Below are 13,137 nucleotides of genomic sequence, written 5' to 3'. Positions count from 1 at the left end.
CGGCCGCGGCGAACGGCAGGCGCATCGGCAAGCAGAGGCCTGTCCATGCGGTTCTCCGCCTCACGTACGCCGATGCCGCTCGGGCAGGCCAGCGCAGGGCCATGCCCGATCGCGCCGCCAGGGCCATCGCCTGCAACAGCGAGGCGGGCGTGGATGCCGGCACCGGGACCCGTTCCCTGCAACGGAACGCCCAACGCTCCGCGACGACCGCAAGCAGCGCCCGGGATCATCCACGAGCATCGTTCGCCTGCGGCGGGGAGGGAACGGAAGCGGGCATGGCCGCGGACTCCGATGCGCGCCACTTCAGCCCGAACAACGGCCGCAGCACCGGGATGCGGCGGATCGCCTCGTAGAGCGCGAAGCACAGGCCGAAGGTGAGCAGCACCAGCAGCGGCCCCTCGAGCAATGGCGGGATGGCCAGCGGCTTGAGGTGGTGGGCGACGACCACGATGAGGGTCTGGTGCAGGATGTAGACCGGGAATACCGCCGGGACCAGATAGCGCAGGGCAGGGCTGTCGCCGGGGGCGAACCGTCGCGCGAAACCCAGCACGGCCACGATGGCGCACCACTGGTTGAGTCCCCAGGCGGCGCGCATCGCCATGCGCAGCCACGACGGCGGTGCGATTTCCACATAGTGGGCGAAGTAGGCGACGATGCCCGCCCAGCTGGCCAGCCACAACGCCAGGGCCAGCCAGCGGCGGCGTTCGATCGCCTCCCACACCGTGGTGGTGCGTGCGATCAGGAAACCCAGCGCGAACACGCCGAAGTACTGCACGTGGTTGTACCAGTCGTCGACCAGCGCATGGGTCGAGCCGAAGCGGCCGATCAGCAGCATCCGCGCCAATGCCAGCAGCGCGGCCGGCCAGAGCAGCACGCCCCATCCGGACAGCGCCTTGCCCAGGCCGATGCCCGTCGCCTCCAGTACCGGGCGCGCCAGCTTCCACAGCAGCCACAGCGTCACCGTGTAGACCCACAGGTAGGCCACGAACCACAGGTGGTTCCAGGTCGGCAGCGCCAGGCAGCCGCCATCCTCGCCGCAGAAGCCGGAGTAGGCGGACAGGTAGCGGCCATAGAACGCCAGGTACCCGTCGTGGTAGCCGCCCGGCAACTGCTCCACCACCTGGTAGTACGACTGCGGCGGCACGATCACCAGCATGCCGAAGACCAGCGGGACCAGCAGCCGCCACGACCGGCCGCCGAGGAAGCGGACGCGTCCGCCGGCCGCCTGCGCGCTCCGCTCCGCCTTGCCCAGCAGGAAGGCGGTGGCGACGCCGGAGACCAGGAACAGCAGCGACAGCCGCCACGGCGAGCTGAGCATCATGAACGGCTCCAGCGCGGGACCGGCCTGCGGGCTTTTGACGTGCCAGTCCCAACTCACGTAGTACATGCCGACGTGGTACAGCACCAGCAGCCCGAAGGCGCAGACGCGGACCCAGTCCAGATCGTGGCGGCGTTGCATGGTCCTCTCCCGTGTGGAATGGCCCCAGCCTGGCCGCCCCCGGCCGGGTGCCGCCAGCGGCCGGGGACCATCCGCGGGGCGATGGGGACGAATCGCGGACTCGAGGGACGGATGGGGGCGGGCAAACCGTGCCCGCCGGCTAGAATGCGCGGATGCAGAACCGGGAACCGATACCGTACGAGCGCTATCTGCCGTGGAGACGCTGGGTCGAGATCGGCTTCTGGGTGGCGACGATCGGCGGCAACTGCGCCGCCAACAGCATCACCACGCTGATGGACTTCCGGCGTGGCGGGTCGGGCATTCCGGCCTGGGAACCGGTCGTATGGGAGACCAGCAGCGCGTTGGTGTGGCTGCTGGTGATTCTTCCGGGCATGGCCTGGTTCACCCGCCGCTATCCGTTCCAGTGGGGCAACTGGTCGCCGCAGCTGCTGCGCTATTTCGGCGGCAGCCTGGTGGTCTGCGCGGTCCATGTGCTGGGCATGGTGGCGCTGCGCATGGCCGCCTATGCCAGCCAGGGCATGGACTACGATTTCGGGCCGTGGCCGCGCGAGCTGTTCTACGAGTACCTGAAGGACATCCGCAGCTTCGCCTACATCGCACTGACCATGGAGGCCTACCGGGCGCTGCTGCGCCGCTGGCAGGGCGAGGCCAGCCTGCTGGCCGAACCGGACGAAGGCCCGCCGCTGGAGCCGGTGGAGCGACCGGAGCGGTTCCTGGTACGCAAGCTGGGCCGGGAGTTCCTGGTGGCCGCCGACGACGTCGAATGGCTGCAGGCCTCCGGCAACTACGTCAACCTGCGGGTGCGCGGGCACGACTATCCGTTGCGCAGCACCATGGCGGCAATCGAGGCCAGGCTGGATCCGCTGCGGTTCGCGCGGATCCACCGCAGCTACATGGTCAATCTCGACCAGGTGGCCTCGATCGAACCGCTGGATACGGGCGACGCCCGCGTGCATCTCAAGGACGCCACGGTACTGCCCGCCAGCCGCCGCTACCGGGGCGAGCTGCGCCTGCGCCTGGGCGAAGCCTGAGCCTGCCGGGCGCCGGCGATGCGGGCGGCTGCGGGTGTCCGGCGCCGGCCGCCGCAGCCGCGGGGCGAGCCGGGCGGTGCGGCCTGACGCCGGTTGACGCGATTGTCATCGCGCCGCTGGCACGCTTCCTGCGTACGCAATCCAGGGCAGGCCGGTTCCGGCTGCGGGGGTGAAACCGGGTACCGTGCGGCGCTAGAGTCCGTTTCTGGACGATGGCACACATGCCGACCGGAAGGGGGGAGGGATGAGGGACAGCAGCCTGCAGGATGTCAGCGCACCGGTCGCCGGGGTATCCTCCGCCGATCACCAGCCGAGCTGGGAAAGCGGAGCGGACAACGGCTTGAACATCGTCATCGTCGACGACCAGACGTCCGCGCGGACGATGCTGCGGCATGTCATCGAGGACATCGCATCGGAGCTGACCGTGCGCGATTTCGCCGATCCGCTGGCCGCGCTGGCGTGGTGCGAATCCGAGCGCGTCGACCTGCTGCTGCTGGACTACCGCATGCCGGGCATGGACGGCCTCGAGTTTGCCCGCCGCTTCCGCCGGCTGCCCAAGCACCGCGACATCCCGATCATCCTGGTCACCGTGGTCGGCGACGAGCCGGTGCGGCAGGCGGCGCTGGAAGCCGGGGTGATCGATTTCCTGGTCAAGCCGATACGGCCGCGCGAACTGCGTGCGCGTTGCCACAACCTGCTGCAGCTGCGCAAGCAGAGCGAGAACGTCAAGCAACGGGCGTTCTCGCTGGAGCAGCGGCTGCTGGCCAGCATGCACGAGGTCGAGGAGCGCGAGCGCGAGACCCTGTCGCGGCTGGCGCGCGCCATCGAATACCGCGACGCCGGCACCAGCGCCTACCTGGAGCGCATGGCGCACGTGGCCGGGCTGATCGCCGAGCAGATGGGGCTGCCCGAGGAGGAGGTGCGGGTCATCGAGATGGCCGCACCGCTGCACGACATGGGCAAGATCGCCATACCCGATGCGGTGCTGCTCAAGCCGGGCAAGCTGGACGAGCGCGAGACGGAGATCATGCGCCGGCATCCGCGCATCGGCTACGAACTGCTCAGCGGCAGCCAGAACCGCTTCATCCAGGTCGGCGCGCTGATCGCGCTGCGCCATCACGAGCGCTACGACGGCAGCGGCTATCCCGATGGCCTGGTGGGCGACGCGATTCCGCTGGAGGCGCGCATCGTGGCCGTGGCCGACGTGTTCGACGCGCTGCTGTCGCCGCGTCCGTACAAGGAAGCCTGGACCATGGATGCGGCGCTGGCCTACCTGTACGCCCAGCGCGGCCGGCAGTTCTGCCCGCGTTGCGTGGACGCGCTGATGCGCGGCCGCGCGGCGCTGGAGCAGATCTGCGCGCAGCATTCCACTGCGTCCGCGCGCCCGGGGTTGTGACATGGCCATCGGCGCACCGGCCTGGGTGAGGCAACGCCTGGCGCAACGCCAGGACAGCGAACACGGGCAGGCGATCGTGCGGATCGTGTTGATCGTGCTGATCCTTTCGTACGTGATGCTGCCCACGATGCGGATGGAGCTGCCCGATCGCCAGTACCAGGGCGTGCTGGCGATCGTGCTGGGCGGATTGACGCTGTCGGTGCTGCTGTTCGGCTGGCTGCTGGCGCGGCCCGGCCGCTCCGATCCGCGGCGGGTGGCGGGAATGCTGGCCGACTATGGCCTGATGGCCGCGGGCATGATCCAGATGGGCGAACCGCTGGCCTGGGTCTACATCGTGGTGATGTGGGTCACCGTCGGCAACGGCATGCGCTACGGCAACAACTACCTGTACGTGGCGGTGGCGATGGCGCTGGCCAGTTTCGGCACGACGGTGTTGCTGACCGAATACTGGCAGCAGAACCTGCGGCTGGGACTCGGCCTGCTGCTCGGACTGGCGGCGGTGCCGCTGTACTTCTCCACCCTGCTGCGGCAGCTGACCCGGGCGATGGCCGAGGCGCAGCGTGCCAGCGAGGCCAAGAGCCGGTTCCTGGCCAACATGAGCCACGAGTTCCGCACGCCGCTCAACGGGTTGTCCGGCATGAGCGAGGTGCTCGCCACCACCCGCCTGGACGACGAGCAGCGCGAATGCGTGAGCACCATCCAGGCCTCGACGCGCAGCCTGCTGGCGCTGGTGGAGGAGGTGCTGGACATCTCCGCGATCGAGGCCGGCAAGCTGCGGGTCAATGCCGAGGACTTCTCGCTGGGCGAGACGCTCGACGCCATCGGCCTGATCCTGCTGCCGCAGGCCAAGTCGAAGCGGCTGGACTACCGCGTGTCCATCGCCGGCGACGTGCCGGACCGGCTGCGCGGCGATGCCGGCCACCTGCGGCAGATCCTGCTCAACCTGGCCGGCAACGCGGTCAAGTTCACCGACAGCGGCAGCGTCGAGATACGCGTGGGCCTGGTCGCGCCCGCTACCGACGACGGCGCCCGCCTGCGCTTCGACATCCTGGACACCGGCATCGGCGTGCCGGCGGCGCTGCGTCCACGGCTGTTCGAAGCGTTCGAACAGGCCGACGTGTCGATGGCGCGGCGGTACGAAGGAACCGGGTTGGGCACCACCATCGCCAAGGGCCTGGCCGAGGCGCTGGGCGGCAGCGTCGGCTACGCCGAGAACGTGCCGGTCGGCAGCCGCTTCTGGGTCGAACTGCCGTTCGCGGCGCCGGCCAGCGCCGAGCGCCGGCATGCCTTGCGGCGGGCGCCGGCGGTGCAGCTTGACGGTCCGGCGGGCGACAGCGGCAACGTCATCGCGTTTTCCGATCCGTTCCTGCGCCATCGCGCGCGGGTGCGCAGCATGCAGATCCTGGTGGCCGACGACCACGAGGCCAACCGCATGGTGCTGCAGCGGCTGCTGCAGAAGGCAGGGCACCGCGTCACCTGCGTCGGCGGCGGCGAGGCGGTGCTGGATGCGCTGGCCGAAGCCGACTTCGATGCCGCCATCGTCGACCTGCACATGCCCGGCATGAGCGGGCTGGACATGCTCAAGCAGCTGCGGGTGATGCAGTCCGGTGGCGGCCCGCGCACTCCGGTGCTGGTGCTCAGTGCCGACGTCACGCCCGAAGCGATCCAGCGTTGCATCCAGGCCGGGGCGCATGCCTTCCTGGCCAAGCCGGTGGTGGCGGCGCGGTTGCTGGACACGCTGGCCGACATCGCCAGCAACGGCCGCCTCGGCGCCGGCGTCCCGATCGTGCGCGCGCCGGTGGCGAGCGACAGCGTGCTCGATCCCGGCGTGCTGGACGAACTGGCGTCGCTGGGCATGGGCGAGGGCTTCGAGCGCGAGTTCATCCGCCAGTGCCTCAACGATGCCGACGGCTGCCTGGGCGGCATCGCCCATGCCGCCGAAAGCGGCAACTGGGAGCGGCTGCGCGAGCATGCCCATGCGATCAAGGGCGTGGCCAGCAATCTCGGCCTGGTGCGGCTGGCCGCGCAGGGCGGCGAGATGATGCGGATGGCCGACTGGCAGTTGAAGGCCGAATGGCGGCAGCGCCATGCCCAGCTCAATGCCAGCCTGAGCGAAGGCCGGTTGGCGCTGGATGCGCGCGCGCGCCAGCAGGCCCAGCACCGCGGCGATGGCGACGCGCAGTAGTCCGGAAAGTCGAAGCCCGGCATTGCGCCGGGCCTGATTCCCCCATTCCGACCGCCTCCCTGCGCTCGATCAGGCGTTTTCCATGCCGGTGCGGCGGGTCTGCGCCCTGACCAGCCTATCCATCGTGCGCAGCGACTTGTCGCCCAGCGCGAGCGCCGATTCCACCCAGACCTTGGTGATCTCCAGCAGTTCGTCGTAGCCGACGGACTGCGCCAGATTGCGCGCGGCGTTCATCGCCAGGTACGAATGCGGATTGCGCTGCTGCTGGCGGATCAGGTTTTCCACCGCACCCGCTCCCTGGCCCTTCGGCACCAGCACGTCGACCACGCCCATCGCATGCATTTCCTCGCTGCTGTAGACGCGACCGTCGAGGATGATCTTCTCGGCCAGCTGTGGCGATACCCGGCGGCACAGGAACGAGTACGCGCCCATGCCCGGGAACAGCCCGAACAGCACCTCCGGCAGGCCCATGCCGACGCCTTCCTCGGCCACGATGGTGTGGCAGGCCAGCGCCATCTCCAGGCCGCCGCCCAGCGCATCGCCCTGTATCAGCGCGATGCTGCGCACGTCGCCGCCGAAGCCGATATGCAGGTGGTGGACGCCTTCGATGCAGCGCTGCGCGTAGGCCAGCAGGCGGTCGCGGTCGCCTTCGCGGATCAGGCGGGTGAACAGCTCCAGGTCGCCGCCGAGATTGTACGCCGCCGCATCCGAGGCCAGCACGAAGTGGCGCAGCTGGCCACTGCTGCGCTGTGCCGGCGGGCGGGTGATGGCGCTCATGAAGTTCCACATTTCGTCCAGCATCTCGGTGCGGCAACATGGCCGCACGCCGGGAGCGGCATCGGCATGCATGTACAGCCAGTGCGCGGTGCCGGTGGCCGACGAATCGACGCGGATGGTGGAGTAGGGGGGGCGGCTGACGGGCAGCTTTTCGATCATGCTCATGGCGTCTCGTCCTTCAGGCATGGCCCGCTGGAAGGCGTGGGCGGCGGGCAAGGCGCGATCCACCGGCCGATCCTACACCCCGATCATGTGCATGAACGGGCACGGCCCCACCCGTTGCCGGGAGGGGCCGTGCCTGGTTGCCGACAGGCTCCGCGGAGCCTGGACGCGGGTCTATTCGGCGGGTGCGTCGCGCAGCTCGCGGCGCAGGATCTTGCCGACGTTGGTCTTGGGCAGTTCCTTGCGGAACTCGACGATGCGCGGATGCTTGTAGCCGGTCAGGTTGGCGCGCGCGTGCTCCTTGACCTGCTCGGCGGTGAGGTTGGGGTCCTTCTTGACGATCACCACCTTGACCACCTCGCCGGACTTCTCGTCGGGCACGCCGACCGCGGCCACTTCCAGCACGCCGGGCATCATCGCGATCACGTCCTCGACCTCGTTCGGATACACGTTGAAGCCGGACACCAGGATCATGTCCTTCTTGCGGTCGACGATGTAGAAGAAGCCCTGTTCGTCCATGCGCGCCATGTCGCCGGTGTGCAGCCAGCCGTCGCCATCGATGGCCGCGGCGGTTTCCTCGGCGCGGTGCCAGTAGCCCTTCATCACCTGCGGGCCGCGGATGCACAGTTCGCCCACTTCGCCCACCGCCAGCGTCTGCCCGTCGTCGTTCTTGATGCAGGCGTCGGTGGAGGGGATCGGCAGGCCGATGGCGCCGTTGTACTCGGCCAGGTCCAGCGGGTTGATGCAGGCCGCCGGCGAGGTTTCGGTCAGGCCGTAGGCCTCGACCAGGGTGACGCCGGTGACCTTCTTCCAGCGCTCGGCCACGGCGCGCTGCACCGCCATGCCGCCGCCCAGGGTGACCTTGAGCGAGGAGAAGTCCACCTCGTCGAAGCCGGGCGTGTTGAGCAGGCCGTTGAACAGCGTGTTGACGCCGGTGATGGCGGTGAAGCGGGTGCCCTTGAGCTCCTTGACGAAGCCGGGCATGTCGCGCGGGTTGGTGATCAGGTGGTTGAGGCCGCCCAGCTTCATGAAGACCAGGCCGTTCGCCGTCAGCGCGAAGATGTGGTACAGCGGCAGCGCGGTGATGATCACTTCCTCGCCCGGCTTCACGCCGGAGGCGCCGATCCAGGCCGAGGCCTGCTGCATGTTGGCCACCAGGTTGCGGTGGGTCAGCATCGCGCCCTTGGCCACGCCGGTGGTGCCGCCGGTGTACTGCAGGAAGGCGATGTCGTCGTGGTCGACTTCCACCGTCTGCCGCGGGTGGCGGCTGCCCAGCTTCAGCGCCTCGCGGAAGCGGATGGCGCCGGGCACTTCGTAGTCCGGCACCATCTTCTTGACGTACTTGAGCACGAAGTTGACGATCGCGCCCTTCGGGAAGCCGAGCATGTCGCCCAGCCCGGTGGTGACCACGTGCTTGACCGGGGTCTCGGCGATGACCTGCTGGACGGTGTGGCCGAAGTTGTCGATCACCACCAGCACCGAGGCGCCGGAATCGACCAGCTGGTGCTTGAGCTCGCGCGCGGTGTAGAGCGGATTGACGTTGACCACGGTCAGGCCGGCACGCAGCACGCCGAAGGTGGCGATCGGGTACTGCAGGCAGTTGGGCATCATCAGCGCGACGCGGTCGCCTTTCTTGAGCTGCAGCTCGCCCAGCAGGTAGCCGGCGAACTGGTCGACCAGCGCGTCGGCCTCGCCGTAGGTCAGCACCTTGCCGAAGTTGGAGTAGGCGGGACGATCACGGAACTTGGCGACAGAGGTGTCGAAGACCGCGGCGACCGAGCGGAATTCGTTGATGTCGATCTCTTCCGGCACGCCGTTCGGATAGCTCTGCAACCAGGGACGTTCCTGACTCATATTCCCCCTCCAGGACATGAATGTAGTTATCGGACTGGCCGGGGAGTGAACTTCCGGGCCATGGGTGTCAGCATACCGTCCCGAATGGGAAAGGCGAAGCGATATGAACCGGAAACCGTGGATATGCCTGTTGTCGTTGTTGATGCTGCTGGTGCTGGGCGGATGCCAGCGGCAGCCGCCGGAGCAGCGCCTGCGGGAAACCATCGCACAGATGCAGGCGGCGGTGGAAGCACGCGACAGCCGCGCTTTCATGACGCACGTGGCGGAGGATTTCGCCGGCAACGGCGGCATGGACCGTGCTGCCCTGCAGCAGATGCTGCGCGCGCAGCTGTTGGTCAACGCCAGCGTCGGCGTCCATCCGGGCCCGGTTTCGGTCGAACTGGCCGGGAATACCGCGGTGGTGCGTTTCACCGTCGCGCTGACCGGCGGCAGCGGCCGGCTGTTGCCCGAGCGCGGCCGGGTACAGGCCATCACCAGCGGCTGGCGCGAGGTCGACGGCCGCTGGCAGCTCTACCACGCGCAATGGGGCGAACACGGCGGCGGATGAGGAACACCGGGCGCGGCGGCGGCCACGCCCGGCGCCGGGCTCACGCCGGCTGGCGGGCGGCCAGCTGGCGCAGCACGTACTGCAGCAGGCCGCCGTGCTTGAAGTACTCCACTTCCTTCGGCGTCAGCAGCATCACCGTCGCCTCGAACGTCAGCCGGCTGCCGTCGCTGCGGGTGGCGGTGACGGTGGCGACCTTGCTGGCGCCGTCGTCCAGGCCGGTGATGTCGATCACTTCCGAGCCGTCCAGTCCCAGGCCCTGCGCGTTCTGCCCGTCCTTGAACTGCAGCGGCAGCACGCCCATACCGACCAGGTTGGAGCGGTGGATGCGTTCGAAGCTCTCGGCGATCACCGCCTTGACCCCGAGCAGGTTGGTGCCCTTGGCCGCCCAGTCGCGCGAGGAGCCGGTGCCGTATTCCTTACCGGCCAGCACCACCAGCGGCACGCCATCGGCCTTGTATTTCATCGCCGCGTCGTAGATCGCCAGCTTCTCCGGCGCGCCGCCGCCGGGCGGGTAGTACAGGGTGTTGCCGCCTTCCTCGCCACCGAACATCAGGTTCTTGATGCGGATGTTGGCGAAGGTGCCGCGTACCATCACGTCGTCGTTGCCGCGGCGGCTGCCGTAGCTGTTGAAGTCGGCCGGCTGCACGCCGCGCGACTGCAGGAAGCGTCCGGCGGGCGAATCCTTCTTGATGTTGCCGGCCGGGGAGATGTGGTCGGTGGTGATCGAGTCGCCGAACAGGCCCATGATGCGGGCGCCGTGCACGTCCTCGACATGGCCGACCTGCATGGTCATGCCGTCGAAGTAGGGCGGGTTCTTGATGTAGGTGGACGCCGCGTCCCACTCGTACAGTTCGCCCTCCGGCGAGGCGATCGCGTTCCAGCGGCTGTCGCCCTTGAACACGTCGGCGTAGTTCTGCTTGAACATCTCCGGGCCGATGGTGGCGGCGATGGTGTCGCCGATTTCCTTGTTGCTGGGCCAGATGTCGCGCAGGTACACCGGCTGGCCGTCGCTGCCGGTGCCCAGCGGCTCGCGGGTCAGGTCGATGTCGGTGGTGCCGGCGATGGCGTAGGCCACCACCAGCGGCGGGCTGGCCAGGTAGTTCATCTTCACTTCGGGATGGATGCGGCCTTCGAAGTTGCGGTTGCCCGACAGCACCGAGGCCACCACCAGGTCGCCGGCGGCGATGCCGGCGCTGACTTCCGGCGGCAGCGGGCCGGAGTTGCCGATGCAGGTGGTGCAGCCGTAGCCGACCAGGTAGAAGCCGATCTTCTGCAGTTCGTCCAGCAGGCCGGCCTTCTTCAGGTAGTCGGTGACCACCAGCGAACCCGGCCCGAGCGAGGTCTTGACCCAGGGCTGGCGGGTCAGTCCGCGCGCCGCCGCGTTGCGCGCCAGCAGGCCGGCGGCGAGCATCACCGCCGGGTTGGAGGTGTTGGTGCACGAGGTGATCGCGGCGATCACCACCGCGCCGTCCTTCAGCCGCTCGCGCTTGCCGTCGATCTCGATGTCGGCCACGCCCTTGCGCAGCGCCTCGTTGCCGACTGCCGCGGCGCCGCCTTCGGCGATGAAGTCGGCCACTTCCGGGCTGCGCTTGTCGCGCGCGGCGGTGAACGGCGCCAGGTTCTCGCGGTAGTTGGCCTTGACGTCCTGCAGCAGCACGCGGTCCTGCGGGCGCTTGGGGCCGGCCAGCGAGGGCCTCACTTCGGCCATGTCCAGTTCCAGCGTGGCGCTGTAGCTGGCGTGCGGGCTGTTGGCGTCGTGCCACAGGCCCTGGGCCTTGGCATAGGCCTCGACCAGCGCGATCTGCTCCTCGCTGCGCCCGGACAGGCGCAGGTAGGTCAGCGACTCGGCGTCGATCGGGAAGATGCCGCAGGTGGCGCCGTACTCCGGCGCCATGTTGCCGATGGTGGCGCGGTCGGCCAGCGGCAGGTGCTGCAGGCCGTCGCCGAAGAACTCGACGAACTTGCCGACCACGCCGAGCTTGCGCAGCATCTGGGTCACGGTCAGCACCAGGTCGGTGGCGGTGGCGCCCTCGGGCAGCTTGCCGGTGAGCTTGAAGCCGACCACCTGCGGGATCAGCATCGACGAGGGCTGGCCGAGCATGGCGGCCTCGGCCTCGATGCCGCCCACACCCCAGCCGAGCACGCCGATGCCGTTGATCATGGTGGTGTGGCTGTCGGTGCCGAACACGGTATCGGGATAGGCGATGGCCCTGCCGTCCTTGTCAGCGGTCATCACCACCCGCGCCAGGTTCTCCAGGTTCACCTGGTGGACGATGCCGGTGTTGGGCGGCACCACCTTGAAGTTGTCGAATGCCTTCTGGCCCCAGCGCAGGAAGCCGTAGCGCTCCTGGTTGCGCTGGAACTCGATCTTGCCGTTGAGGTCCAGCGCGTTCGGCGTGCCGAACACGTCGACCTGCACCGAGTGGTCGATGACCAGTTCCGACGGGATCAGCGGGTTGATCTGCTCGGGGCGGCCGCCGAGCTTGACCACCGCATCGCGCATCGCCGCCAGGTCGACCACGCAGGGCACGCCGGTGAAGTCCTGCAGCACCACGCGCGCGGGCATGAAGGCGATCTCGGTGTCCGGCTCGGTCCCGGCATCCCATCGGGCCACCGCCTCGATGTGCTCGCGACCGACGGTGATGCCGCCGTCCTCGTGCCGGAGCAGGTTCTCCAGCAGGATCTTCATCGAGTAGGGCAGGCGGGAGATGTCGAACTGCTGGCCCAGCCTGGGCAGGCTGAAGTAGTCGTAGGTCTTGCCGCCGACATCCAGCTGGCTGCGGGTGGAGAACGAATCGCTCATGCGGGGTGACTCCTTTGCGGATGGCTTGCATTGGCCCGTCGCGGAGACGGGCCTGCTTGCGTTCGCCGGTGGCCGGCCGGCAACCGTTCCGAGTATGAACGATTCAGGCGGTCCGGGCCTGCGGCAATCGGTCTCAGGCTACACGGAGATATGTATCTCCGATGTCATCGCTGCGGCAGATCCTTTGCACTGCAAGGCCGCAGCCCGGCCCTGGCCTGCGGCGGGGTGGAAGTATGACGCGGAGAGTATGTATAATTTGTGCATACTTTGGAGGGCCCGCCGATGGAAGCCACTGTTGCAGAACGCGGACAGATCACCTTGCCCAAGGCGGTCCGCGACGCGCTCGGCCTGACCAAGGGCACCTTGCTGAAGGTCGAGCTGGACGGCAGCCGCATCATCCTGCGCAAGAGCGTGGACGACGCCATCTCGCGCGCCCGCGGCAAGTTCGCGCTGGACGGCTTCGAGTCGTCGGCCGCGGCCGTGCGCACGGTGCGCGACGAGGAATAAGGCCGGATGATCGCCGTCGATTCCCCCGTGCTGATCGAACTGCTCAGCAACGGCCCGCAGGCCGATGCCGTGGAGTCCTGCCTGCGCCAGGCGCTGGTCGGCGGGCGGGTGGTCGTCTGCGGTACCACCCTGGCCGAGATCTGCGCCTCGCTGCGCGGTGGCGCCGAGGTGCAGGAAGCGCTGGAGGAGATGGGCATCCATTTCAGTCCGCTGGAAGCCAAGTCGGCGCTGCGCGCCGGCGAGATGCATCGCCGCCATCGCCAGCGCGGCGGCGGCAACCGCCGCATCGACGATTTCATGGTCGGGGCGCACGCGCTGCTGCAGTGCGACGGCCTGATCACCTGGAACGACAAGTTTTACCGCGACTACTTCAAGGGCCTGAAGCTGATCGTGCCGCAAGCCTGAGCCCATTCACC

The 13,137-nt window shown here is 68.6% G+C and carries 10 protein-coding genes; 6 read left to right on the top strand and 4 right to left on the bottom strand.

The annotated features are described in order from the left end of the window. Positions 1–226: 226 nt before the first annotated feature. Positions 227–1,459, bottom strand: coding sequence for an acyltransferase family protein (locus OK345_RS09200; RefSeq protein WP_265127668.1), 1,233 nt, complete (start codon positions 1,457–1,459; stop codon positions 227–229). Between the two features lie 152 nt (positions 1,460–1,611). On the opposite strand from OK345_RS09200, the gene OK345_RS09195 reads away from it, so the two are divergent. The 3 genes from OK345_RS09195 (at position 1,612) to OK345_RS09185 (ending at position 6,071) form a co-directional block, all read left to right on the top strand. Continuing rightward, the gene (locus OK345_RS09195; RefSeq protein ID WP_265127667.1) at positions 1,612–2,490 is read left to right on the top strand and encodes a LytTR family DNA-binding domain-containing protein; all 879 of its coding nucleotides are present in this window, start codon (positions 1,612–1,614) and stop codon (positions 2,488–2,490) included. A 259-nt stretch (positions 2,491–2,749) separates the two neighbouring features. Continuing rightward, entirely contained in the window at positions 2,750–3,886 is a 1,137-nt protein-coding gene (gene rpfG, locus OK345_RS09190; protein ID WP_265127809.1) for a cyclic di-GMP phosphodiesterase response regulator RpfG, read from the top strand. 1 nt (position 3,887) lies between these two features. Continuing rightward, positions 3,888–6,071, top strand: a complete 2,184-nt coding sequence (locus OK345_RS09185) for a response regulator (protein ID WP_265127666.1) — start codon at positions 3,888–3,890, stop codon at positions 6,069–6,071. Positions 6,072–6,140: 69 nt separating this feature from the next. Here OK345_RS09185 and OK345_RS09180 read toward each other — a convergent pair whose 3' ends face one another. Both OK345_RS09180 and rpfB read right to left on the bottom strand, forming a co-directional pair. Then, positions 6,141–7,013: a crotonase/enoyl-CoA hydratase family protein gene (locus OK345_RS09180; RefSeq protein ID WP_265127665.1), complete on the bottom strand. Its 873-nt coding sequence runs from the start codon at positions 7,011–7,013 to the stop codon at positions 6,141–6,143. 171 nt (positions 7,014–7,184) lie between these two features. Beyond that, the gene (rpfB, locus tag OK345_RS09175; RefSeq protein ID WP_265127664.1) at positions 7,185–8,864 is read right to left on the bottom strand and encodes a fatty acyl-CoA ligase RpfB; all 1,680 of its coding nucleotides are present in this window, start codon (positions 8,862–8,864) and stop codon (positions 7,185–7,187) included. A gap of 103 nt (positions 8,865–8,967) precedes the next feature. Here rpfB and OK345_RS09170 point away from each other — a divergent pair, with 103 nt between their 5' ends. Next, entirely contained in the window at positions 8,968–9,411 is a 444-nt protein-coding gene (locus OK345_RS09170; RefSeq protein WP_265127663.1) for a YybH family protein, read from the top strand. A gap of 40 nt (positions 9,412–9,451) precedes the next feature. Here the strand turns inward: OK345_RS09170 and acnA are convergent, their stop codons facing one another. Continuing rightward, the gene (gene acnA / locus OK345_RS09165; RefSeq protein ID WP_265127662.1) at positions 9,452–12,214 is read right to left on the bottom strand and encodes an aconitate hydratase AcnA; all 2,763 of its coding nucleotides are present in this window, start codon (positions 12,212–12,214) and stop codon (positions 9,452–9,454) included. Positions 12,215–12,496: 282 nt separating this feature from the next. On the opposite strand from acnA, the gene OK345_RS09160 reads away from it, so the two are divergent. Both OK345_RS09160 and OK345_RS09155 read left to right on the top strand, forming a co-directional pair. Next, on the top strand, positions 12,497–12,721 hold the full coding sequence (locus OK345_RS09160) for an AbrB/MazE/SpoVT family DNA-binding domain-containing protein (protein WP_265127661.1): 225 nt from the start codon (positions 12,497–12,499) through the stop codon (positions 12,719–12,721). 6 nt (positions 12,722–12,727) lie between these two features. Then, the gene (locus tag OK345_RS09155; protein ID WP_265127660.1) at positions 12,728–13,126 is read left to right on the top strand and encodes a type II toxin-antitoxin system VapC family toxin; all 399 of its coding nucleotides are present in this window, start codon (positions 12,728–12,730) and stop codon (positions 13,124–13,126) included. Positions 13,127–13,137: the final 11 nt, after the last annotated feature.

Origin of the sequence: Xanthomonas chitinilytica (genome assembly GCF_026107455.2) — a bacterium.
GTDB lineage: Bacteria > Pseudomonadota > Gammaproteobacteria > Xanthomonadales > Xanthomonadaceae > Stenotrophomonas > Stenotrophomonas chitinilytica.
This window is presented reverse-complemented; position numbering and strand designations above follow the sequence as displayed.